The 23,099-nt window shown below is 71.3% G+C and carries 20 protein-coding genes and 2 pseudogenes; 10 read left to right on the forward strand and 12 right to left on the reverse strand.

Features of this window, described 5'->3' with window-relative positions; genetic code table 11:
* A partial coding sequence (locus tag IEY89_RS40865; protein WP_444545544.1) for a mechanosensitive ion channel family protein occupies positions 1-404 on the reverse strand: 404 nt, incomplete at its 3' end.
* Positions 405-541: 137 nt separating this feature from the next.
* Here IEY89_RS40865 and IEY89_RS23250 point away from each other — a divergent pair.
* Complete coding sequence (locus tag IEY89_RS23250; RefSeq protein WP_189149406.1) at positions 542-1,813, forward strand: amidohydrolase; 1,272 nt, start codon at positions 542-544, stop codon at positions 1,811-1,813.
* A gap of 172 nt (positions 1,814-1,985) precedes the next feature.
* Here IEY89_RS23250 and IEY89_RS23260 read toward each other — a convergent pair whose 3' ends face one another.
* From IEY89_RS23260 to IEY89_RS23280, 5 genes and pseudogenes are all read right to left on the reverse strand, one after another.
* Positions 1,986-3,032, reverse strand: a complete 1,047-nt coding sequence (locus tag IEY89_RS23260) for a CU044_5270 family protein (RefSeq protein WP_189149407.1) — start codon at positions 3,030-3,032, stop codon at positions 1,986-1,988.
* Positions 3,029-3,703, reverse strand: a complete 675-nt coding sequence (locus IEY89_RS23265; RefSeq protein WP_189149408.1) for an RNA polymerase sigma factor — start codon at positions 3,701-3,703, stop codon at positions 3,029-3,031. The genes IEY89_RS23260 and IEY89_RS23265 overlap by 4 nt, the downstream gene beginning before the upstream one ends.
* A 482-nt stretch (positions 3,704-4,185) precedes the next feature.
* Positions 4,186-4,500 (reverse strand): annotated as a pseudogene (locus IEY89_RS23270) (ISL3 family transposase); the annotation flags it as partial.
* A gap of 88 nt (positions 4,501-4,588) precedes the next feature.
* Positions 4,589-6,256 carry a hypothetical protein gene (locus IEY89_RS23275; protein ID WP_189149409.1) on the reverse strand — a complete coding sequence of 556 codons (1,668 nt, stop codon included), beginning with the start codon at positions 6,254-6,256 and terminating at the stop codon, positions 4,589-4,591.
* 96 nt (positions 6,257-6,352) lie between these two features.
* Positions 6,353-7,591 (reverse strand): PP2C family protein-serine/threonine phosphatase, encoded by a 1,239-nt coding sequence (locus tag IEY89_RS23280; protein ID WP_189149410.1) that lies wholly within the window; start codon positions 7,589-7,591, stop codon positions 6,353-6,355.
* A gap of 98 nt (positions 7,592-7,689) precedes the next feature.
* On the opposite strand from IEY89_RS23280, the gene IEY89_RS23285 reads away from it, so the two are divergent.
* Positions 7,690-8,121 (forward strand): hypothetical protein, encoded by a 432-nt coding sequence (locus tag IEY89_RS23285; protein WP_189149411.1) that lies wholly within the window; start codon positions 7,690-7,692, stop codon positions 8,119-8,121.
* Positions 8,122-8,139: 18 nt separating this feature from the next.
* Here IEY89_RS23285 and IEY89_RS23290 read toward each other — a convergent pair whose 3' ends face one another.
* Complete coding sequence (locus IEY89_RS23290) at positions 8,140-8,589, reverse strand: SH3 domain-containing protein (RefSeq protein ID WP_189149412.1); 450 nt, start codon at positions 8,587-8,589, stop codon at positions 8,140-8,142.
* Positions 8,590-8,742: 153 nt separating this feature from the next.
* Here IEY89_RS23290 and IEY89_RS23295 point away from each other — a divergent pair, with 153 nt between their 5' ends.
* Positions 8,743-9,693, forward strand: a complete 951-nt coding sequence (locus tag IEY89_RS23295) for a hypothetical protein (RefSeq protein WP_229695384.1) — start codon at positions 8,743-8,745, stop codon at positions 9,691-9,693.
* Here the strand turns inward: IEY89_RS23295 and IEY89_RS23300 are convergent.
* On the reverse strand, positions 9,599-11,002 hold the full coding sequence (locus IEY89_RS23300; protein ID WP_189149513.1) for an aminotransferase-like domain-containing protein: 1,404 nt from the start codon (positions 11,000-11,002) through the stop codon (positions 9,599-9,601). The two genes, IEY89_RS23295 and IEY89_RS23300, sit on opposite strands and share 95 nt — an antisense overlap.
* Positions 11,003-11,088: 86 nt before the next feature.
* On the opposite strand from IEY89_RS23300, the gene IEY89_RS23305 reads away from it, so the two are divergent.
* The 3 genes from IEY89_RS23305 to IEY89_RS23315 all read left to right on the forward strand — a co-directional run bounded on the left by IEY89_RS23305 (position 11,089) and on the right by IEY89_RS23315 (position 15,171).
* Positions 11,089-11,907: an alpha/beta fold hydrolase gene (locus IEY89_RS23305; protein WP_189149413.1), complete on the forward strand. Its 819-nt coding sequence runs from the start codon at positions 11,089-11,091 to the stop codon at positions 11,905-11,907.
* A 105-nt stretch (positions 11,908-12,012) separates the two neighbouring features.
* Positions 12,013-13,962 carry an FUSC family protein gene (locus tag IEY89_RS23310; protein ID WP_189149414.1) on the forward strand — a complete coding sequence of 650 codons (1,950 nt, stop codon included), beginning with the start codon at positions 12,013-12,015 and terminating at the stop codon, positions 13,960-13,962.
* A gap of 264 nt (positions 13,963-14,226) precedes the next feature.
* Positions 14,227-15,171 carry a LysR family transcriptional regulator gene (locus tag IEY89_RS23315; RefSeq protein ID WP_189149415.1) on the forward strand — a complete coding sequence of 315 codons (945 nt, stop codon included), beginning with the start codon at positions 14,227-14,229 and terminating at the stop codon, positions 15,169-15,171.
* 15 nt (positions 15,172-15,186) lie between these two features.
* Here the strand turns inward: IEY89_RS23315 and IEY89_RS23320 are convergent, their stop codons facing one another.
* Positions 15,187-17,265 carry a PhoX family protein gene (locus tag IEY89_RS23320; RefSeq protein ID WP_189149416.1) on the reverse strand — a complete coding sequence of 693 codons (2,079 nt, stop codon included), beginning with the start codon at positions 17,263-17,265 and terminating at the stop codon, positions 15,187-15,189.
* A 332-nt stretch (positions 17,266-17,597) separates the two neighbouring features.
* Between IEY89_RS23320 and IEY89_RS23325 the strand changes: the two genes are divergently transcribed.
* Together IEY89_RS23325 and IEY89_RS23330 are read left to right on the forward strand one after the other, a co-directional pair.
* Positions 17,598-19,286, forward strand: coding sequence for a VWA domain-containing protein (locus IEY89_RS23325; RefSeq protein ID WP_189149417.1), 1,689 nt, complete (start codon positions 17,598-17,600; stop codon positions 19,284-19,286).
* 103 nt (positions 19,287-19,389) lie between these two features.
* A complete protein-coding gene (locus IEY89_RS23330; protein WP_189149418.1) occupies positions 19,390-19,668 on the forward strand; it encodes a hypothetical protein in 279 nt (92 codons plus the stop codon).
* A 30-nt stretch (positions 19,669-19,698) separates the two neighbouring features.
* Here IEY89_RS23330 and IEY89_RS23335 read toward each other — a convergent pair whose 3' ends face one another.
* A complete protein-coding gene (locus tag IEY89_RS23335) occupies positions 19,699-20,160 on the reverse strand; it encodes a PIN domain nuclease (RefSeq protein WP_189149419.1) in 462 nt (153 codons plus the stop codon).
* Entirely contained in the window at positions 20,157-20,366 is a 210-nt protein-coding gene (locus IEY89_RS23340) for a type II toxin-antitoxin system VapB family antitoxin (protein WP_189149420.1), read from the reverse strand. Before IEY89_RS23340 ends, IEY89_RS23335 begins: the two co-directional genes overlap by 4 nt.
* 122 nt (positions 20,367-20,488) lie before the next feature.
* On the opposite strand from IEY89_RS23340, the gene metG reads away from it, so the two are divergent.
* Positions 20,489-22,213: a methionine--tRNA ligase gene (gene metG, locus IEY89_RS23345; protein ID WP_189149421.1), complete on the forward strand. Its 1,725-nt coding sequence runs from the start codon at positions 20,489-20,491 to the stop codon at positions 22,211-22,213.
* 18 nt (positions 22,214-22,231) lie between these two features.
* Here the strand turns inward: metG and IEY89_RS23350 are convergent, their stop codons facing one another.
* On the reverse strand, positions 22,232-22,684 hold the full coding sequence (locus IEY89_RS23350; protein ID WP_189149422.1) for a hypothetical protein: 453 nt from the start codon (positions 22,682-22,684) through the stop codon (positions 22,232-22,234).
* Between the two features lie 220 nt (positions 22,685-22,904).
* On the opposite strand from IEY89_RS23350, the pseudogene IEY89_RS23355 reads away from it, so the two are divergent.
* A pseudogene (locus tag IEY89_RS23355) lies at positions 22,905-23,051 on the forward strand (PH domain-containing protein); the annotation flags it as partial.
* Positions 23,052-23,099 lie beyond the last annotated feature (48 nt).

Below are 23,099 nucleotides of genomic sequence, written 5' to 3' on the forward strand. Positions count from 1 at the left end.
ACGATGAGGACCACGGCCACGATGCCGCGCGGCAGCCAGGCCACGATGCCGTTGATCATCGTGCTGACCGGGTTGGCGCCGAAGACACCGAGCGCGAGCTGGAGCGTGATCAGCATCAGCGCGTAGTAGACGATCTTGCAGACGATCCCGGTCAGGTCGTACGCGGAGTCCCGCAGCAACTGCGCGGTACCCGCCCGTTCGGCCAGTCGCTCCGAACCGACCTTGCGCAGGACGCGGTCCAGCACACGGGCGATCAGCTTCGACACGAACCAGCCGATGGCCAGGATGATGAGGAACGCGACGAGTTTCGGGACGAACGTGGCGATCTTCGCCCAGGCGTCGTCGAGCCCCTGGGTGAAGTCGATGGCAAGCCCGGTACTGCTGCCGTGGGTGATGGTGGCCATGGATGGTCTTCCTTCGGTAGGTGATCAGGTGCTACCGGCCCCCTCCGTCGTGGATATCAGCGACGGCGCCCGACGGCCGTGGGTGCGCGGCCGAACGGGTGACCGATCCCCCATCTCGGAGACATACGCTGCCCCCCGTGACCTCTCCGACTTCTCCGGCCTCTCCGACTTCTCCCGCCGCCCGCACCGCGCTCGACCTCACCGCCGACCTCCCGGTCCCGGCCCTGGAGGACCTCTACCGCGACCTGCACAGCCACCCGGAACTGTCCCTGGCGGAACACCGCACGGCAGCCCGGCTGGCCGAGACCCTCCGCGAATCCGGCTACGAGACGACGGAGGGCGTCGGCGGCACAGGCGTCGTGGGCGTCCTTCGCAACGGCGACGGCCCGGCGGTCCTGCTCCGCGCCGACATGGACGCGCTCCCGGTACCGGAGGAAACGGCCCTCCCCTACGCCTCCACCGTCCCCGGCGTGATGCACGCCTGCGGCCACGACCTGCACGTGACCTGGCTGGCGGGGGCGGCCCAGGCCCTGGCAGCGGGCCGGGACACATGGAACGGCACTCTGCTCCTGGTCGGCCAGCCCGCCGAGGAGACGGGCGAGGGGGCACGGGCGATGCTGGCGGACGGCCTGTACGAGCGCTTCCCGCGCCCGGACGCCCTGCTGGCACAGCACGCGGCGCCGGGCCCGGCCGGCCTCTTCCCCCACATCCCCGGCCTGATCATGTCGGCGTCTACGGACGTCGACCTCGTCGTACACGGCCGGGGCGGCCACGGATCCCGCCCCGAAACGACGGTCGACCCGGTGGTGACGGCGGCCTACATCGTCACGCGCCTCCAGACGGTCGTCTCGCGCGAGATCGCGGCCCGCGACTCCGCCGTCCTGACGGTCGGCGTGATCGAGGCGGGCACCCGGCACAACATCATCCCGGCGACGGCACGTATCGCCCTGAACCTGCGCACCCAGTCGACCGACGTACGGGACCGCATGCTGGCCTCGATCAGACGGATCGCCCAGGGCGAGTGCCTGGCGGCGGGCTGCCCGCGCGATCCGGAGATCGAGGTCGGCGCGACCTTCCCGGTGACGGTCAACGACGCGACGCTCGACGAGCGGGTGGCCTCCGTCCACCGTGAGGTCTTCGGCGCGGGCACGGTCTTCGACCCCGGCCCGGCCATGGGCAGCGAGGACTTCGCCCATCTGGCGACGGACCAACTCCCGTACGCCTACTGGTTCGTGACGACCACACCGGCCGAGGTCTGGAACGCGGCGGAGGGCGGCGACGACCTGATGGCCAAACTCGCGGCGGTACCGAGCAACCACAGCCCACTGTTCGCCCCGGACCTGTCGGTGGTCGCACCCGGAGTACGAACCCTGGTGTCGGGGGCACTGGCCGTCCTGTCGCCGGCTTAGCCGACCAGGCATTGAGCGACCTCTTGCGGAGCAGGTCGAATCCGGCACGACCGTACAGCTGTCTCTTGATCTTCTTGATGCGGTTCACAGCACCTTCGGCACCGCCGGAACTCCAGACGGGCGTCCGCCGGAGCGGACGCCCTTCTGGCTGCGCGGCGGCACCGAGGCTGACTCAGGACGAGCTGACCGGCACCTCACCCGTTTTGTCCGCGACGCCAATTCCCAGGAGTGCGCTCTTGGTTGTTCCAAGGTAGACGAGACTCGACGAGTCGAAGACCCAGGCGTAGCCCTTTGAGGAGCCCTGGAACGTAAGGCCGACGCCCTCCCGCCCCGCGGCGTCCTTGACATGACTCACGACGCGCACGTCGGGGAGCTTGGCCATGGCACGGTAGATCGCGGCGCTGAGGTCGGGCAGCAGAGTGGCGTCGTCGATGATGGCCCCGAGGTTCTCGACGACCACTTCCGTGAGGCGGCTCGCTTCCACATTCCTCGCATCGCCGGAGAGCTTCTTCAGCAGCGCGTCGGGATCGGTGGGCAGAGCCTGAAGCTGCCGGAAGGTCAGGTATCCGACGCCGCTCATGCCCATGACCATCTTCTTGGACGGGTCGTTGAGCGCGACGCCCTTCCTCAAACCGTCCCGCTTGCCGTCTACCGAATCCCATTGCTCTCGTCGGACGGACCCCTTGTACTCCTCCACCTTGAAGGTCCCCTTGCTCTTCGCGAGCTCTTCGAAATCGCGGAAGTCAACGCCCAACTCACCTGCCAACCCTTGGGACTTGGTGTAGATGTACTGGTCGCCGCGCACCGTGACCGCCGGGCGGTCGGCCGCCGCCAGGGCGATCCGGTCCAGCAACTGCGTGGCTTTCCGGTGGTCGTCCCCGGTGACACCTGCGGCAGCTGTGTCGCGCCGGCCGTCCTGTGCGCCGTCGACCGCCACTACGCCCAGGCTCACGACGGCGGCCAGTGCCAGCGGGGCCGCGACGAGAACGAGGCGCCGCCCGGGGCGTCGGCGTGCGGGGGGCACAGGTGATGCGCTCGGTGATGGGTTCGTCGCACCCGACTGCTCGTGGGTGGTCTCGCGAGTGATCTGCTCCATCAGGTGTTCCCTCAGTACGCGGTGGCGGTCCTGCGCGAGCACCGGACGGCCCGGCGCGGGCAGCAACTCGGCCAGATCCTGGTAGTCGACCGGCCGATCGCGTCGTCGCGGGTTGGTGTTCATCGCTTCTTCTCCTGCGTGGACCGAGCCGCCTGATGGCGGCTAACCGGTAACTGTCCGACCGTGGCCGGGCGTTGCACTCGGGTCTGCCCGGTGGCGTCTTCCGTGCCGTTGTTGCCGCCTGTGCCGCCGCCGAGTTCGAGCTCAGTGAGCTTGCGCAGGCGTTTCCTCGCGCGCGAGAGCCGGGCCCGTACGGTGCCGACGGCCACGCCCAGGGCCTCGGCCGCTGTGGCGGCGTCCAGGCCCTCCCACACGCAGAGCGTGAACACCTCGCGCTCCCCGCGGCGCATCGTGCTCAATGCCTTCTGCGCGGCGGCCAGTTCCTCGGTGTCGGCCAGGCGCCGTGTCACCTCGTCGGCGAAGTCCGGCACGGGATCGGGGGGCGGGACTCTGATGAGCGCGGCCTGGTGTCTTCGCGCCGCCCGCGCGGTGTTGCGTGTGACGTTCGTCGCGATCCCCAGCAGCCACGGGCGCAGGCTGTCGTCACCCGGAAGCACCCGCTCACGCAGCCGCCATGCCTCCAGGAAGGTCAGCGACACGATGTCGTCGGCCATGACCCAGTTGCCGGTCATCCGGACGGCGTGCCGGTGGACCACCGAAGCGTGCTCGTCGAAGAGTTGCCTGAACGCATCCGGATCCCCGGCTCGCACGCGGTCCCGCAGTGAAATCTCCACACTCCTCTCTGTCCCCTGCGAGGACCGCGCTGCGGTGATCCGCGTCACACCATGGCCGGACCAACCCCGCAGTGCACATCACCGGACCGCTGCGACCATTCCGGCTTCTCGGACCATTCGCCAGTGACGAGCCTGGGGCCCTTGCCGGGCAGACTCCGCCACGTCACTGAGGGCACGGCCACCCTCGCCCCGGGCTGTCGACGGATGGAAGCCACGCCTCGGGTCTTGCGGTCGGAGCATGAACATGCCCTGTGGGATGAGGCTGCGACGGCGCCACATCTTGGGGAGCGGTCGCGGAAGGTCACTGAAACAGGATCATCTTGCGGAGCAGGTCGAATCCGGCACGACCGTACAGCTGTCTCTTCTGCGCGCCGGCCGGACGGGAGGGCGAGCGGCGTCGGCTCGACATCGCAGGCACCGTCGGTCTGCGTAGCGGTGACCGCCTGGCCGGGCTGCGGGGCGACGGAGCACAGGTAGCCGCGGTGCGCGGCAACGCACTTCTCGACGGCTTGACCGAGGTTCTGGAGCAGATGAAACCGATCAGCGACCTGGAGGGCGTCCGGGGCGCCGAGCGCGGCACCCTCGGCGTAGGCCCCGGCACGGTCCCTGCAGATCACCTCAACTCCCGGATGCGCCATCAGCCATGCGGCCAAGGTCGCCGCCTCGCGTCCGGGCAGGACCTCGATGGGCCGGTGGCGTTCACCGTCCGTGATCACGGTGGCGTACGAGTGCCCGCGCCGGGTGGCGAAATCGTCCACCCCGAGCACGCGAGGCGTGGTGACCTGCGGGTCCGGCAGCGCCAGATCTGTGCCAGAACCGCCAGCCGGCCCAACCGGGCAGCACGTGCTGGGCCGCCGGCACCTGCCCCGCCGGTCCGTCAGCGGCTCAACCGGGCACGTGCTGGGCGGTCCGCGCCTGCCTCAGCTTCTCCAACTGCCGCTCGGCATGCCGTACGGCGCCTTCGCGTCGGCCGGGCACCCGGTGCCTCAACTCGACGACCACCGGCCCGAGTTCACGCGCGTCGGCACTCTCGCCGAGGCTCGTCCACTGGTGGTGGGCCCGGTCGACGGCCGCCTCGACGGCGGGCGCGTCCGACGCCTGCCCGGCCCCGAGCCGCGCACCGGCGACGGTCAGCCAGGCCCGACAGCTCCGGGCCGGGTCCCCGGCGAACATCGCGAGATCGGCCCGCACCTCGGTCCAGTGCAACGCCTCCTCGGAAGCGACCCCGTACGCCCGAGCGGCGGCCTGCTCCCACTGGGCGGCCAACGCGTCGGCGTCCCCGTGCCGCCCGGCCTGCACGGCGGAGGTGATGAAGGAGTGCGGATCCCCGTCCTGGACGAGGGCGAGCCGACGCGGTGCGTCTGCAACTGGGGCTGCTTGCTTGGCTGGTGTCGCCGGCTCGGCCGGAACCGCCTGCTCGGCCGGAACCGGTGGAGCTGCAACCAGGTCCGCCTTCTCGGCTGAGCGCAGCTGCCTTACTGGGCTCGACTGTTCAGCTGTACCTGGTGTGCCTTCGGCTGCGCCCAGCCGTGTGGCTGAGCCCGATGCGCCTTCACCTGGTGCTGGCGCCGATTCGACGGAGCCTGACGCCTTTTCGGCTGGGACCGGTGCTTCTGCAGCTCGGCTCAGCGCCTCTGCGGCCGGGCTTGCCGCACCTCGGGACCGGATTGGCGAAGGCGGGGCTCCGCCGGGCGCTTCCGCGGCTCCGCCGGGTGCCTCTTCGGCGGCGGACGGCATGTTCAGCCCGTCTGGGGGTCCCCCCTCTGGGCCCCACCCACCCGCACCCTCAGACGGGGGTCTGGGGGCGAAGCCCCCCAGGGACGGGACGGGTAGGGGCGGCGGGGGCGAGACCAACCCGGCGTCCACACCCGCACCGGACACCGCGTCCCACGCCAGCACCACATCCCCGTAGGCCACCCCCTCCGACGACAACCGCCCGAGCGCCTGCTGATGCAACTGCCCCGCCTCGGGCCGATACCCGCTGCGCAGAATCGTCGCGACCGCCTTCATGTACGTCGGCACGGCCACCGCCCGCCGAGGCGGCGCCGGAGCCACCCTCCCGTACACACTCACCCCGCGCCCCGCAGCGAACGCCCGCCCCGTGACGTACTGCCACGCGGCGGCATCGGCGTGCAGGTCGAGGAACAGTGTCGTCGTCCCCGGCGCCCGCAACCGCAGCTCCTCCGCGATCCAGTGCCACGGGAACGCGGTGTAGCGAACCGTCGAGGGGGTCGTGCGGGCCAGCGCGAGATGCGGAAGGTGCTGTTTGCGGTCGAGTTGGAGCTGTCCGGTGAGGAAGACGGTGAGCGGCCCGGGGGCCACCGCGGCGGCACGCAGCCGGGTGAGCACGGCCTGCGGCTCCAGCGGGTCGGCGAGTTCGACGACGTTCGCGGTGTCGGTGCCGGCCAGCACGGCGGGGGCGACTGCGGCGAGGACGGGCAGCACGGACGCCGCGTCCACGAGACAGCCCTTGCCCACGGGCGAGGCGGCGAGCAGCAGCGCGGTCCCGGTCGTCGAGCCGATCGAACCCATCGCACCCGTTGCCCCGGCCATGGCCCCTCCCCTCACGTCCGTCACACCGTCACATGCCTAGGCAGCACCGTAACCGGTGCGACTGCGAAGGGGGGTTGGCGGTACGGCTATGGCCCTCTATGGACGGCTTGTACCGGACCCGGGGTCAGCCGCACCCTCTGCCGCCCCGTCCGCCGCACGCACGGCGAACACCGTCGTGTCGTCGGCGAGCCGCCCACCGCAGTGCCGCAGCGTGCCGTCCCGCACGAACGCCACCAGGCGCTCCGGATCGGCGGTACGCGGATCGTGGGCGACGGCGTCGGCGACGCGTTCACGCAGCGGGAAGAAGGTGCCGCCCGCGTCCCTGGCCTCGGTGACGCCGTCGGTGACGAGGAGCAGGGTCTCCGCGGCGCCGAGCGGCACCCGGACCACGGACGGCGGCCCACCGGCGCCCGCGGTCAACTCGCTGAGCCCGAGCGGGAGTCCGTCCCCCGGCGGCAGACTCCGTACCCCGTCGGGTGACACGATCAGGGAAGGCTCGTGCCCGAAGTTGACGACCTCGACGACGAGCCGCCCGTCGGCAGCCGCCCGGCGCTCCTCGGGAAAGCCGGGGGAGCCGGGGAAGCCGATGAGGACGGCCGTGGCGAACCGGTCGCCGTCGTCCCGCCCGACGGCCGCCCGGTAGTGGATGTGCCGCAGCATCCGTACCTCCAGGCGTTCCGCGACCGCCGCGAGCACCGGTTCGTGGTACGCGGCCTCCCGGAACGTGCCGAGCAGGGCCGCCGCCGCCTCGACCGCGCCGAGCCCCTTGCCCTGGACGTCACCGATGAGGACCCGGGTGCCGTGCGGGCCGGGCTGGATGTCGTAGAAGTCGCCGCCGACGCGGGCGACGGTGTCGGCGGCGAGATAGACCGCCGCGTGGTCGAGGCCGCCCCAGCCCGGCGGCAGCGGACGCAGCACCGTACGACGGGTGGTCTCGACGACGTCCCGCATGTGCAGCATGCGCCGCTCACCGCGCAGCCGGACCACGCAGGCCAGGACGGCGAGCACCCCGCCGAGGGCGACGAGGATGAAGTCGGGCAGCCCGGTCTGGTACTGGTGCGGCCAGGCACCGTCGACGAAGACATAGGTGCCGAGGGACAGGACGGCGAAGGCGACGGTGCCGGCCACCCGGCAGAGCGCGGCGGCGATCCCGGGTACCAGCACGATCCAGGAGATGATCCGGAACTCCCCGGTGGTGTTCCAGTCGAGGACCGCGATCACCATGAGCAGCACCAGCGGCGGCACCCACCCGGCACCGCGGCGCCCGGCGGAGAGGGGCGACGAGAAGGCGGGCCCCTCTTCCGTGCCCAGACCCACCGGGCCCACCGGCTTCATGGAACCCAGCGAAACACGGCCGACCACCCCTGTCGACTTGCCGACGGACCTCTCCAGGTGTGCTCTGGAGGGCGGGGGCGAGGAGAGAGGACACTCTCATGGCTCAGACAACGTCCGGCATCCCCGGCAGGGCCGGGTTTCCCGACATCTTCGGCGCCCGGGCCCACCGGGCCACGCACCTGGCGCTGCCCGTCGTACTCGGGCTGGTCTACGGCTTCTGGGCCGCCGCCAACCGGCGCGACGGCGGTCCCATCACCGGCTGGAACGTCCTCTTCGGCTGTGTGAGCGCGCTGGCGTTCATGGCGGTGCTGGTCGGCGTACGGGCGGTGGCGCCGCGGCTGAGGCGCGAGCCGCACGCGCTGGTGTGGGGCGCGTTCGCCGGGGTCGCCTTCGGGTTCCTGTACAGCCAGACCGGGGCGAGTGTGCTGCGGTCGTGCGGCAACTCGCTGGCGGTCGCGGCGTCCGTGTCGGCGGTGCTGTTCTACCGCTACTACACGCACGAGGACGCGACCGGCCAACGGGTGGGCTGATCCGGGCCGAAGCCGGACTCAGCCGAAGGTGACGTTCCAGGTGAAGCTCCACGTCCCCGAGGCGTTCCCGTGGTCGTGACCGTGGCCGTGGCCGTCGTCCTTCCACTCCGGGCACGGGTCGGCACACCTGGGCACCGGCCGGCCGCCGGTGTCGACGAAGGCGGCGCTCGCCCAGGCGTCGACGCCGGGCAGCCAGTACCAGTGCGGGTTTCCGCGCACGGTCTGCCCGTCGACCGAGCACTCGACACGGCCGTGGCTGCCCGGTGCCAGCCGCCCGACGACGGGCGAGTCGCTGGTCGGCTGCTGCCGCAGGTTCAGCTCGCCGGCGGAGACGACGGTGCCCCGGACCCCGGCGCCGTCGGAGCCGGCCGGCACCGCCGCCATCGCCGTGCCGAGGGGTACGGCGGCCATGATCCCGCCGGTGAACAGGGCCGCGGACAGGGTCCGCAGGGCCGGAGTGGTGCGCATGATCGTCCTCCTTCTCCCCAAAACCAGGAAACACCCGTTCGGGTGAACGCTCCACCGGAGGCTCCACCACGGAGGCTTGTCCCGCACCCCCATATGCAGTCATATGCAGTCGACCCGCTCGCGTTTCCCGCCCCCGGGCCTTTGCCTGGAGGGGTGTCTCACCGTGCGTGTCACCGTCTCCGGAGCGTCCTGTCGGCCGTCCTCACCGCCCTCGCGTGCTTCCTGCTGCCCTTCGGCGCGCTCTCGGCCTGGGCGGCGTACGGGCTCGCCGACACCGGCCGGTACGTCACCACGATGGCGCCGCTCGCCGAGAACCCGTACGTCCAGGACGCCATCGCGGACAACGTCGGCGCCGGGATCGTGCACGCTGTCGACGTCGGCCCGCTCGAAGGCACCGTGAACCACTTCGTGCAGGACGCGGTGCACTCGTTCACCCGCACCGATGCCTTCCGCGCCGCCTGGGACACCGCGAACCGCGCCACCCACGAGGCCGTACTCCACGCCCTGCGCAACGCCCCCACCAGGCAGCGCCCCTACGCCGGTTACGGGGGCGAGGGCGCCGTCACCATCGACCTGGCCCCCGTCACCGCCCAGGTCAAGCGTCAACTCACCGCCGACCATGTGCCGTTGGCGAGCCACATCCCCGTCGCGCACACCGAGGTCGCGGTTCTGCCCGCGCAGGATCTCGTACCGCTCCGGAAGGGTTTTCGCGTGCTCGAAGTCGCCGGTTTCTGGCTTCCGGTGACGGCCGGTGTCCTCGCCGTCGCCGGCATCGCCCTCGCCGTCCGGCGCCGCCGGGCGATCACGGCGACCGCGCTCGGTACGGCGCTCGGCGGGGCGCTGCTCGGCGTCGCGCTCGTGATCACCCGCCATCTGACCCTCGCCGACCTGCCGCCGGGTGTCTCCGCACCAGCCGCCGGCGCTGTCTACGACGCCCTGACGGCCACCCTCCGCACGGTCTCCTGGCTGCTCCTCGCCCTCGGCCTCGCCGTCGCCCTCGGCATGTGGGTCACCGACCGGTACGGCCGCGCCGGGCGATCACGGCGAGCGTCCGAAGCGCCCGGACCAGGTCCGCTTCCGGCACCGACGCGAGCCCAAGTCTGACAGCCTCCGGTGCCCGCTGCGGCCCCACGGCGAAGGTGTCCCCCGGCGTGACGGCGATACCGTGCACCGCGGCGGCGGCCGTGAAGGTGTCCGCCCGCCAGGACGCGGGCAACTCCCACCAGGCGTAGTAGGCGTACGGATCCGACCGCAGGCTGCCCTCGAACTCCGCCAACTCCCGTGCCACCAGTTGCTGTCGACGCGCCGCGTCCAGCCGCTTCGCGGCCACGAGCCGCGCCACCGTCCCGTCCTCGACCCACCGCGTCCCGGCCTCCAGCGCGAACCGCCCGGCACTCCACCCACCCGACCGCACCGCCGCCGCCACGGCTTCCGTCCGGTCCGGCGGTACGACGAGAAAGCCCACCGTGAGCCCGGGCGCCACCCGCTTGGACAACCCGTCCACGACATGCGCCAGTTCGGGAACATGGGCGGCGAGGGGTTCTCCCGTGCCGGGTGTACCGGTTATGCCGGTCGCGCCGGTCGCGGCATGTGCGCCGGTCGTGTCCGTGAGGAACGACCAGATCCGGTCCTCCACCACCGGTACGCCCAACTCCCGCACCACACCCGCGAGTTCACGCCTCCTCCGGTCACCCATCGTCGCCGACGTCGGGTTGTGCAGCGTCGGCTGGACGTACAGCGCGGACAGGGGAGCGGTGCGGTGGGCGGCGGCGACGGCGTCGGGGCGCAGACCCTCCCGGTCCATGGCGAGGGGGACGAGGGTGATGCCGAGGCGGACGGCGATCTCCTTGACCAGCGCGTACGTCAGCGCCTCGACGCCGACCCGGCCGCCCGGCCGGACCAGGGAGGCGAGGGTGGCGGCGATCGCCTGCCGCGCGTTGCCCGCGAAGAGGACGCCGCCGGGGTCGGGCCGCCAGCCCGGGGTGGCGAGCAGCCCGGCGACCGCCGCCCTGGCCTCGGCCGTACCGGTGGCGGGCGCCGGACGCAGCGCCTCGGTGAGCACGTCGGGCCGCAGAAGCGGCGCGAGCGCCGGGGCGAGCAGCTCCGACTGGCCCGGCACGGACGGGTAGTTGAGCTCCAGGTTCACCGTCGCGGCCTGGCCGCTCAGCGCCGGTTCGGCGAGCGCGCGCCCGCCCGGCGCGGGTGGCGCGGCCCGCACGAACGTGCCGCGTCCGACCTCGCCGACGACCAGTCCCCGGCGCACGAGCTCGCCGTACACCCGCCCGGCCGTCGACCCGGCGATCCCGCGCCGGCGCGCGAACGCCCGCTGCGGAGGCAGCCGTTCACCCGGGCGGAGCCGTCCGGTGGCGATGTCGTCGGCTATCCGGTCGGCGAGGCGTCGGTAGTCGTCCATGTATCCCCCGTACCCGTTCTCGTACATTGCACCGAGAGCAAAGATCCTATTGCACCGAGCAGTTGAGCGGATCTAAGGTCGTCCACATGCCCCCTCCCACCCCCATTGACCTCAATGACCCTCATGACCCCCATAGCCCTATTACCCCTCTCGTCCCCCTCACCCCTCTCGTCCTCGTGCACGGACACCCCTTCGACCACACGATGTGGAACCCGCAGATCGAGGCGTTCTCGGCCACCCGCCGGGTCATCGCCCCCGACCTGCGCGGCTACGGCATCTCCCCGGCGGCCGTCGACACCGCCACCCCGCTCTCGCGGTTCGCGCAGGACATCGAGGAGCTGCTCGACGAGGCGCGGGTCGAGTCGTGCGTGCTCGCCGGGCTGTCGATGGGCGGCCAGATCGTCATGGAGTGCTGCGAACGGTTCCCGGAGCGCGTCCGGGGTGTCGTCCTCGCCGACACCTTCCCCGCGCCCGAGACACCGGAGGGCCGCCTCGTCCGGAACGCGATGGCGGACCGACTGCTCGCCGAGGGCATGCGCGGGTACGCCGACGAGGTGCTGGAGAAGATGGTCGCCCCGTACGCCGACGCGAGCGTCAAGGCCCACGTCCACCGCATGATGACGGCCACGGACCCCCGGGGCGCGGCGGCGGCCCTCCGGGGCCGCGCGCGGCGCCCCGACTACCGCCCCCTGCTGGCCGGGCTCACCGTCCCGGCCCTGGTCGTCGTGGGCGCCGACGACCGGTTCACCCCGGTCTCCGACGCCGAGGCCATGCACGCGGCCCTCCCCGACTCCACGCTCCAGGTGATCGAGCGCTCGGCCCACCTGCCCAACCTGGAACGCCCGGCGGAGTTCAACAGGGCCCTGGCCGGCTTCCTAGCGACGCGTATCGACCCGGCACCCTGAACACGCCCAGGCCCCGGCCGGACCCGCCACCAGTTCCGCCACCGGATCCGCCACCGGCGCGGACGAGCCCGGTGGGTCCTCTCCGCGTCCGGCGATAATGGGGCCATGTCCCGCGAGTTCCCCATCGGCCTCACACCTCCCGACTGGCTGGTGCGGAATCTCCGGCCCCAGCCGGCCCCACCCGTCAACCGCCCCGCCGTAGCGCGTGCCGCCATCGGCATGGCGCTGCCGCTGGCCGTCGGACTCGCCACCGGCCACGCCGCCTACGGCGCTCTGGCCTCCATGGGCGCCCTCTCGGGCGTCATCGGGGACACCGCCGACGCGTACCGGATGCGCATCCTCAACATCGCGATCCCCCAGCTCTTCGGCGCGCTCGGCGTCACCCTCGGCTCGCTCGTGTACGGCCAGGGCTGGACCGCCGTCGTCGCGGTCACCGGCGTCGCCCTCGTCTCCGGGATGATCTCGACGATCGGCGCGGTGGCCTCCGTGTCCGGACTGCTGCTGCTCCTCAACTCCGTGATCGGCGCCGGGCTGCCGCTGCCGGGCGCCTGGTGGCTCGCGCCGGCGCTGATGTCCGGGGGCGGGCTGCTCGTCCTGACCCTGGCCCTGCTCGCCTGGCCGCTGCGCTCGGGGGTGCCGGAGCGGGCGGCGGTCGCGCAGACCTACCGTACGGTCGCCGAACTGCTCGCCGCCGGCGCCACCGACGGCTACGAGGACGCCCGGCAGGCCGTCACCCAGTCCCTCAACCAGTCCTACGACCTCGTCCTCGCCCGGCGCACCCGCCATCACGGCCGCAGCCCCGAACTCGTGCGCCTGCTCGCCCAGTTGAACGCCATCACCCCCGTCATCGAGGCCGCCCCCGCCGCCCACCAGGCCGGCCGCCCGCTGCCGCCCGAGGTCCCGGTGGCGGTGCGCCACCTCGCCGACGCCGTCGAGACCGGCTACACCGGCCCGACCGGGCTGCACATCCCCGCCCCCACCGACCACACCGCCCGAGCGGTAGAACAGGCGCTGCGCCATGCCGCGGACGTGGTCGGCAGCCGCTCCCCCGACCTGCGCACCGCCGTCGCCGACGACGACCGCCTCGGCCGGCCGGCCACCCTGCGCGCCCGTGCCGTCCGCGCGGCCCGGGACGTCGCCTTGTCCGGCGACTCCTGGCGCTACGGACTGCGCCTCGCGCTGTGCATCGGCCTCGCGCAGGTGCTGGTGTCGGCCGTCCCGGTGCCGCGGTCGTACTGGGTCGCGCTGACCATCACCTTCGTCCTGAAGCCCGACTTCGGCTCCGTCTTCTCCCGGGCGCTGCTGCGCGCCCTCGGCACGGTCGCGGGGCTGTTGATCGCGGCGGCGGTGCTCGTCCAGGTGCCGCGCGGCTGGTGGGACGTACCCGTGCTCCTCCTCCTCGCGCCGCTGATCCCGGCGTTCACCCCACGCGGGTACGGCTACCAGACGGCCGCCATCACCCCGGTGATCCTCCTTCTCTCCGACGTCCTCAACCACCAGGGCGCGGCCCTGCTGCTGCCCCGGCTCCTCGACTCCCTCATGGGCTGCGGAATCGCCCTCGTCGCCGGGTACCTCCTGTGGCCGGAGAGCTGGCACACCCGCGTCGGCGACCGCCTCGCCGACGCGGTCGCGGACACGGCCCGCTATGTGGAGTCGGCGTTCCGCCCGGACACCGAGGGTGCGGCACGGGCGCGGATGCGACGGCGCCTGTACCGCGATCTCTCCGTCGTCCGTACGGAGTTCCAGCGGGCGCTGACCGAACCGCCGCCCACCGGACGGCGGGCGGCGGCCTGGTGGCCCCTGGTCGTCGCGGTGGAATGCATCGTCGACGCGACGACGGCGGCCCGGGTCCACATCAAGCAGGGCGCGAACCCGCCGTCCGACGCCGAGATCACCCATGTCGTCGTCCAGCTCCGGGAGTTGTCGGACGGGCTGCGCCGGGTCGAGACGCTGTACGCGGTGCGTACGGACCTCAGCGGACCGGCGGACAGTGTGCTGGAGCCGCTGCGACAGGAGGTGGCGGCGGCGAGGGCGGTCACGTCACCGCGCCCGTAGGGACGGCGGCGAAGGGGGGCGCGGGCCGCCCCTGTGCAGAGGGACGGCCCGCGCCTGTGGGGGGTGGGGGCTACCGGGGACCCCTGAGGGTCAATCGGTCGTACGGCGAGTGTCGGCGTCTGTGCGACCGCTGTGATGATGGCAAGTCGCGATAGCGCGGCCCTATCACCGTCTTTGTGCGTCTGTCGGAACGCACGGATCCGGCTTAGGCTGCGACGGCATGGACATGTGCACGCGCATGATTCGCGACGCGGAGCCGGTCGCATGGAGCTAGAGGTGAGGCACCTTCGGGCGCTGTGCGCCATCGCCGACACCGGCAGCCTGCACCGGGCCGCCCGCCAACTGGGCGTGGCCCAGCCCTCGTTGAGCACCCAGTTGCGCCGGATCGAACAGGCGCTGGGCGGCGAGCTGTTCACCCGCACCCAGGCCGGCTGCCGTCCGACACCGCTCGGCCGGCTCGTCCTGAGCCGGGCCCGTCCCCTGGTGACGGAGATGCGCTCACTGGTCACGGAGGCACGGGCCGCCGCGGCGGACGCGCCACAGCTGCGCATCGGCTCGACGGCCAGCCGCGCCCTGTCGGGCTGGCTGCGCCGACTCCGTCAGCGCCAGCAGGAGCCGACCCTCCGCATGGACGTCTCCGCGAACGCGCTGCTGCGCATGGTCGCCGACGGCCGGCTGGACGTGGCGTTCGTGCACGAGGTCGAGGGCTGCCCGCTCAGAATCCCCGACGGCCTGCGGCTGCGCGTACTGGTCGACAGGGAACCCCAGTTCGTGTCCCTGCCCGCCGACCATCCGGCCACCGCGAAACCGGTGGTCCACCTCTCCGAGCTGGCCGGCGACCGCTGGATGGTGGACGAGACCGTCGACGGCGAGTTCGACGCCGTACTGCGCATGCTGCACACCGCCGGCCTCAGCCCCCGTGTCCTGCACGGCGATTACCACACCGCCGCCTCGCTGGTGGCGACCGGCGAGGTCGTCACCGTCTGCCAGGCGACCTGCCTGCCGCGCCCCGAGATGGCGGTACGCCGGCTCCACGGCGACCCGCTCGGCGTACGGCTGCTGCTGGCGGCCCGTACGGAGACGGAACTGGACGCGGCGCATCCGGCGCTGGCGGAGGCGTACGAAGAGGTGGCCCGCCAGGCACCGGCGTACCGGGAGTGGCTGGAACAGGGTGATGTGAACACCCCGGTTCCAGCCCTCCCCCACTAGAACACCGCTCGTCGGTCAGCTGCCGATGTCGCAGCCGTCCTTGCGCCACACCGCGACGACCGCCGGGCGGACGTACGTGCCCGGTCCGTCGGGCCAGGTGCTGGCCGGCGCCTCGACGGTCGCGCCGGTGATCTCGCCCGGGTGCTGCACGGCGACAAGCACCTGCCGCTCCCCGATGACCGGACCGCAGGTCTCGGCGCCCTTCGGCACGGTCAGGAACTGCTTCAGCTCACCGCGCCGGGGACCTTGCGTCGCCACGCCGAACAGACCGTCGTGCGAACCGAGTTGGGCGCCGTCCGTGGAGATCCACAGGTTGCCGTGCGGGTCGAAGGCCACGTTGTCCGGGCACGAGATCTGGCTGACGCTGTCCTTCGGGAAGCCCGCGAAGTAGGTCGCCGGGTCGTCCGGGTCGCCCGCGACGAGGAAGAGCAGCCAGGCGAACGAGGTGCTCTCGGGCCGGTTCCAGCGCTCGGTGAGCTCCAGGACGTGGCCGTGCTTGTTGGCGTTGCGCGGGTTGGGCTCGTCGGCCTTGGCGTTCGTACCGACACCGCGGTTGGTGTTGTTGGTCAGCGCGACGTACACCTTGCCGGTCTTCGGGTTGGGCTCGATGTCCTCGGGCCGGTCCATCTTGGTGGCGCCGACCTTGTCACCGGCGAGCCGCGTGAAGACGAAGACCTCCTCGGCGGTCATGCCCTCGACGTGCGAGACGGCACCCTTGGCGGTGGCGGTCGCCAGCGGGATCCACGTACCGCTGCCGTCGAACTCACCGTCGGCGGGCAGCTTCCCGCTCCCGTCGATCTCGATGGCGGGGGAGTCACCGGTGAGCTTGGCGACGTACAGCGTGCCCTCGTCGAGAAGGGTGAGGTTGTGCTCACGGGCGGAGCGCGAGTCCCCGTGCCGCATCCGCTTGCTGCTGACGAACTTGTAGAAGTAGTCGAAGCGCTCGTCGTCACCGCTGTAGGCGACGGGACGCCCGTCGGAGGTCAGCCGGATGGTGGCACCCTCGTGCTTGAAGCGTCCGAGGGCGGTGTGCTTGCGGGGCGTGGAGGAGGGGTCGTAGGGGTCGAACTCCACGACATACCCGAAGCGGTGGACCTCGTTGGGCTCCTGGGCGACGTCGAACCGCTTGTCGAACCGCTCCCACTTGCGCTCGCTGGCGCCGGTGCCGATGCCGTACCGCTTGTCGGTGGCACGGGAGGCGTTGGCGAAGTACTGGTTGAAGTTCTCCTCGCCGCTGAGGATGGTCCCCCACGGGGTGGTGCCGCCCGCGCAGTTGTTGAGGGTGCCGAAGGCCTTGCGGCCGGTCGGGTCGGTGGAGGTCTTGAGAAGGTCCGACCCGGCGGCCGGCCCGGTGATCCGGAACTCGGTGGTGGCGGTGACACGCCGGTTGAGCGGGTGGCGGGGCACCGGGGTGAGCTTGCCGGTACGCCGGTCGCCCTCGACCACGACGGCCGACAGCCCGTGCGCGGCCCAGGCGATCTCGACCTGCTCACGGGTGGGGTTGGCGGCGTCGTAGCCGCGGAACATCAGGATCTCGTCGGTGTACTCGTGGTTGGCGACCAGGAGCTTCTGGTTCCCGTGGAGGGGGAGCAGGGAGAGGAAGTCGTTGTTGTACCCGAACTGGCCAGCCTGCGCGGCGGCGGTCTGCTTCTCCGGGTCGAAGGCGGGGGCACCGCGGAGGATGGGCTCGCCCCAGCGGATGACCACGTTCTGGCCATACCCGCCGGGGACGGTCACGGCGTCGGCGGTGTTGGGCTCGACGGGGGTGAAGCGCAGGCCGCGCGGCACGGAGGAGTGGGAGGGGCGGGAGGGGTGCGGGTGGCGGGAGGCCGCGGTCGCGGCTTCCGCGCCCTCGGCGCCGGCGACGTTCACGGCGGTTCCGGCCGCGGTCACCACGGAGACGACGGCGGCGGCACGCATCACGGAACGGCGGCTGAGGGCGCCGGCGATCACATCGCCGACGTACTCGTTGGCGCTGGTGTTGGGAACCTCGTGGAAGCAGGCGTCACCACACCGGAAACGACAGGTCATCGCCGACCGGCCGCCCGGATGCGATCCGGACGACGATCCGATCAACGGCAGCAGCTTGCGCACTTTGCTCTCCCCATGGTGTCCCTATACGTGCCTTTGGTGTCAGCGTGACGCTAGGCGGACGGGAGTGCGACGGTGGGGACGCCAGGTGAACGGAGGGTGAACCCGTCGCAGCGGTAAGAGTATTGAGGTGCGGGCGAGGTGCGGACGGAACCTGTCGCGGGCCCGCCCGACGCCTGCTGGAGGGCGGGGCGCGAGGTTGGCGAGGTGGCGCCCTTGACGCCCGCCGGGTTCCGTGAAAGACCCTGCCCAAGATCGCCAATCCGGCCCGCTAACCTTACGTGTCCGTCCTGGCCAGGGATTGACGGCTACAACTCACGTGAAGGGTTGCGCACATGGGCATTCTCACTCTCCTGCGGAACGCGTTCGGCAAGTCACGCAAGGGGCGTGACGCCGAGGCGGCGCCCGCGCGGGAGGCGGAGTCGGCTCCTCAGCAGGAGGCCACCGAGCCGAAGATTCCGGCACCGTCCCCAGAACCGACCCTGACACCGAAGCCCGCGGCGGCCCCCTCGGTGGTGGACGACCTCGTCTCGGCAGCCTTCGACAACGTAACGGTCCCCAAGCCGACGAGGCCGGTCGACGAACCGGCGGCAGCACCGGCGAAGCCGGTGGTCGAGCCTGTGGCCGAGCTGCCGAAGCCGGTGGTCGAGGCCGAGGTGTCCGAGCCCGTGGTCGAGCCGGTGACCGAGGTGTCCAAGCCGCTGGTCGAGCCGGTGACCGAGGTCAAGGTGCCCAAGCCGGTGACCGAGGTCGAGGCCAAGACCGAGGTTGCGGAGGAGACCAAGCCTGAGCCGGTGGCCAAGACCGAGGTTGCGGAGGAGACCAAGCCTGAGCCGGTGGCCGAGGCCGAGGTTGCGGAGGAGACCGCGGCAGAGGTGGAGGCCAAGCCTGCGGTGGAGGCGGCGCCTGAGCCGGTCGCCGAGACCGCGCCGGAGGCTGAGCCGGTCGCCGAGGTGACACCGGAACCGGAATCTGTTGTCGAGGCGTCCCCCGAGCCCGAACCGGTCGCCGAGGTAGCCCCCCAGCCCGAACCGGAACCTCTGGCCGAGGTGACCCCTGAGCCGGAGCCGGAGGCTGTCGTCGAGGCCGAGCCCGAGGCAGAGGCCAAGCCTGTGTCCGAGGAGCCGGTGGCCGAGGTGACTGAGGTCGCCCCGGAACCGGAACCCGAGGTCGAAGCGGTTGTCGAGCCCGAGCCCGAGATCGAGCCCGCCGCGGAGGAGCCGACCCCCGAGCCGGTTGAACCGGAGTCTGCGCCTGAGGCCGATGCTCAGGACCTGGAACCGGCAGCCGCCGACGCAGAGGAAGCCCCACAGGGGCCACCCGCACCCGAGAACGAAGGCGCCACGGGTGGTGCGGGTGGGAAAACGGACACAGCCGACGGCGGAGCCGAGGCCGTACCCGCCAGCCTCCTCACCGCGTACCACTCCGCCGCCGCAACCCTCACCACCCTCAACCTCAACAACACCCCCGCCAAGGTCTATCTCGTCCTGGACCGCTCCGCGTCCATGCGCCCGTACTACAAGGACGGCTCCGCCCAGGCCCTCGGCGAGCAGACCCTCGCCCTCGCCGCCCACCTCGACCCGGAGGCGACCGTCCACGTCGTCTTCTTCTCCACGGAACTGGACGGCACCGGCGAGCTGACCCTCCCCGACCACGACAACAAGATCGACGAGCTCCACGCCTCCCTCGGCCGCATGGGCCGTACGAGCTACCACGCGGCCGTGGAGGAGGTCGTCGCGCACTACGAGAAGTCCGGCACCGAACACCCCGCCCTCATCGTCTTCCAGACGGACGGCGCCCCGGACGCCAAGACCCCCGCCACCCAGTCCCTCACGGACGCGGCGGCGAAGCACCCCACCCTCTTCTTCTCCTTCGTCGCGTTCGGCGAGCCGGAGAACAAGGCCTTCGACTACCTCCGCAAGCTCAAGACGTCCAACACGTCCTTCTTCCACGCGGGCCCGGCCCCCCGCGAGCTGACGGACACGGAGCTGTACGAGGGCGTACTGGCCAACTGGCGCCCCTAACCCTCGTAGAGAACCTCACGCACCACGACCGACAGGGCCCGGGACCATACCCCGGGCCCTGTCCCCGGGTGCGGCTGCGTGCCACCCGTAGGACCCTGCGTCTATGGCGTACACCAAGCTGGAGATCTGGGCCACGGGCGAGTGGCACGGCGTTCGGGGAGCCCGCCCCCTTGGGCGGCCCTTCGGGGTGGCAGGTGACTTCTCGTGTGGCCGCAGGCAAGCCACAGGCACGACGCGGCAGTCACTCGCGACCGAACTGGACAGGCTGCTGAAGCCGAACGACCCCCTTGAGGTCGTCATGGAAGACGGACGCACGCTGTACTTCGCTCCCGGCACGGCGGGGCCGTTCCGCATGGCCGGCGACGAGGACGAGCAGTCCTGACAGCACGAGGCCAAGGGGCTACGCCGACGTTCAGGACTCGGGGGACTCGGGGGACTCGGGCTCGGGCTCGGGCTCGGGCTCGGGCTCGGCCAGCCAGACGGTCGACTGGCCCGTACGGCGGGCGACGGTGTCGACGTCACGGTCGTGGTGGAGGAGGGTCAGGCCCGACAACTCGGCCGTGGCGGCGACGAGCAGGTCGACCGGTCCGGCCGAGCGATGCTCGCCGTTGTCGGTAAGAAGCTGCTGAACCTCGCGAGCGCGCTGATAGATGCCGTCGGGCATCAGGGCCCAGGCGAACAACCTCCGCAGACGCTCCTGCTTGGCATCCCGGTCCTTTCCGGAACGGGCAGAGTAGAGGAGTTCCAGTTCGGTCAGGTCACATAGCGCGACCAGCCCGTTGGCGAGGACCTGCTGCCATCGCTCGTCATACGCGTCGCTGTTGAGCAGGCGCACAACGGCCGAGGTGTCGATCAGATACGAGACGTCACTCACCGGCGGTAGTTCCTCTTGTCCAGAAGGATGTCGAAGTCACCTCGCGCTCCCATCTCCCGGAGCTCTGCCAGCGCTATGGCCCGGCTGCGCCGCTTGGCGACTTCCCGCAGCGCGGTGTTGACGGTGTCCTTCTTGGTCTTGGTGCCGAGCAGGACCTGGGCTTCCGCCAGAGCCTCGTCGTCGACCTCGATGAGCAGTTTCGACATGACAGACCTCCCCGTATAGATAAATGCCTCATGAAATATATACGGGCGCCGCGAGCGTCCACTCCCAGCTACGATTTCAGGGTTCGTGAAGCAGCAGGAAACCAACCTGGGAGCAGCCCCCGATGGCTCGACACCTCATCACCAGCGCCCTTCCGTACATCAACGGGATCAAGCACCTGGGCAACATGGTGGGGTCCATGCTCCCGGCGGACGTCTACTCCCGTTATCTCCGCCAGCGCGGCCACGACGTCCTCTACATCTGCGCGACGGACGAACACGGCACCCCGGCCGAACTGGCCGCGAAGGAGCAGGGCATCCCCGTGGCGGAGTTCTGCGCGCAGGCGCACGACGCGCAGAAGGCGGTGTACGACGGGTTCGCGCTGGCCTTCGACCACTTCGGGCGGAGTTCCTCCCCGCAGAACGTGGAGATCACCCAGCACTTCGCCCGCCGACTGGGCGAGAACGGCTTCATCGAAGAGCGCGCGATCCGCCAGGTGTACAGCCCCACCGACGGCCGTTTCCTCCCGGACCGCTACGTCGAGGGCACCTGCCCGCACTGTGGCTACGACAAGGCCCGCGGCGACCAGTGCGAGAACTGCACCCGGGTGCTCGACCCCACCGACCTGATCGACCCCCGGTCCGCGATCTCCGGCTCCACCGACCTTGAGGTCCGCGAGACGAAGCACCTCTTCCTGCTCCAGTCGAAGCTCCAGCACGAGGTCGAGGAGTGGGTGACCGCCCACGAGGGCCGGTGGCCGCACCTCGCCTCCTCCATCGCCCGCAAGTGGCTCACCGAGGGTCTGCACGACCGTGCGATCACCCGCGACCTGGACTGGGGAGTCCCGGTCCCGGCGGACACCTGGCCGGAGCTGGCGGCGGAGGGCAAGGTCTTCTACGTCTGGTTCGACGCCCCGATCGAGTACATCGGCGCGACGAAGGAGTGGTCGGACGAGCAGCCGGAGACCAGGGACTGGAAGTCCTGGTGGTACGAGGCCGACGCCGGCGACAACCCGGTCCACTACACGGAGTTCATGGCGAAGGACAACGTCCCGTTCCACACGGTGATGTTCCCGGCCACGCAGCTCGGCGTCCGCGAACCGTGGAAGAAGGTCGACGTCGTCAAGGCCTTCAACTGGCTGACGTACTACGGCGGAAAGTTCTCCACGTCCCAGAAGCGCGGCGTCTTCACCGACCAGGCCCTGTCCATCCTCCCGGCCGACTACTGGCGCTACTTCCTGATCGCCAACGCCCCCGAGTCCGACGACTCCTCCTTCACCTGGGAGCACTTCACGGCCACGGTGAACAAGGACCTGGCGGACACCCTCGGCAACTTCGTCAACCGCGTCCTGTCCTTCTCGAAGAAGCGCTTCGGCGACGAGGTCCCGGCGGGCTCGGCGGCCGGCGAGGCGGAGGCGAAGCTGGGCGAGCAGATCGCCGAGCTGCTCGCGGAGTACGAGAACCAGCTGGAGGCGCTCCAGTTCCGCAAGGCGGCGGCAGCCCTGCGTGCCCTGTGGTCGGCGGGCAACTCCTACCTGGAGGAGAAGGCCCCCTGGCTGGAGATCAAGACCGACCAGGACGGCGCGGCCCTGACCCTCCGTACGGCGATGAACCTCATCCATCTCTACGCGGTGGTCTCGGAACCCTTCATCCCGGCGACGTCGGCGACGATGCGCGCGGCGTTCGCGCTGCGGGGTGACACGAAGACGTGGGTCACGGCCGACGAGGCGAAGTCGCTGTCCGCCGTCCCCGCGGGCACCGCCTTCACCGTCCCGCCGGTGCTGTTCGCGAAGCTGACGGACGAGGACCTGGAGACGTACAAGGAGCGCTTCGGCGGCGCATCCGAGTGACGACCGGGCCCCCGCGCCTCACGCCGTGACACCGAACCGCCCGCCAACTCCCTTGAGCTGACGGGCGGTTCCTTCGGTCGGGTCGTCGGCATCGGCGGCGTCGGGGCCCGGCGGACCGGATGCGAGCCCGAGGGCGCTGCGGGCGGCAACGACGTACTGGAGACCCTCCGCGGCGGTCTGCCTCGCGAGCGCGTACTCGGCGGGCGTGCGGGCGGTGGCCAGTTGGCCGCGGGCGGCGTGATGCCGTCCGGCCGCCTCGGCCAACGCCTGCGCGGCGGCTTCGTCGGCCCCCGGCCGCAGACCGGCCAGACTCCCTCCGAGCCGCACCACCCATCGGTTGGCCTCGACCTCGGCGTCGAGCCCGGCCAGGCCGGACGGAACCCTGCGCATCCCCGCCTGCCTGCGCAGAAGGACACCGGAAACCACCGCTCCGACGATCAGCAGCAGCGTGAGCGGAACGACGACTCCCATGACTTCCTCCAACGGGCGCGAGCAACGAACAACGAGCGTGAGGGGAACATCCCGTGGGGTGCGGTTACCCCACTGCGACAGTTCCCATCAAACGCCCCGCCACTGTGCCCTCCCGACGAGAAGTCTGTGCGCCCCCTGCGAACCTCCCGTGTGCGTGGGCTTGATCAGGCTCACCGGGACATGAGTCCAGATGTGGACGTCCCCAGAGGGGGACCCCATCGCGGTGGAGACCGCGGGCACCTTCGACCTCGACGCCGAACTCAGGATCTGGATCCCCGGCACCCCGACCCCGGTCCAGAAGACGTTCACCAAGGGAGTCGACATCTACGAGGTCCAGGCGATCCTGACGCAGTTCGTGGCGAAGTAGGCGAGTAGGCGAAGCAGGAGGCAGGGGCAGGGGGCAGGGGGCAGGAGC

It is taken from the genome of Streptomyces lacrimifluminis (assembly GCF_014646095.1).
Taxonomy (GTDB): Bacteria; Actinomycetota; Actinomycetes; order Streptomycetales; family Streptomycetaceae; genus Streptomyces; species Streptomyces lacrimifluminis.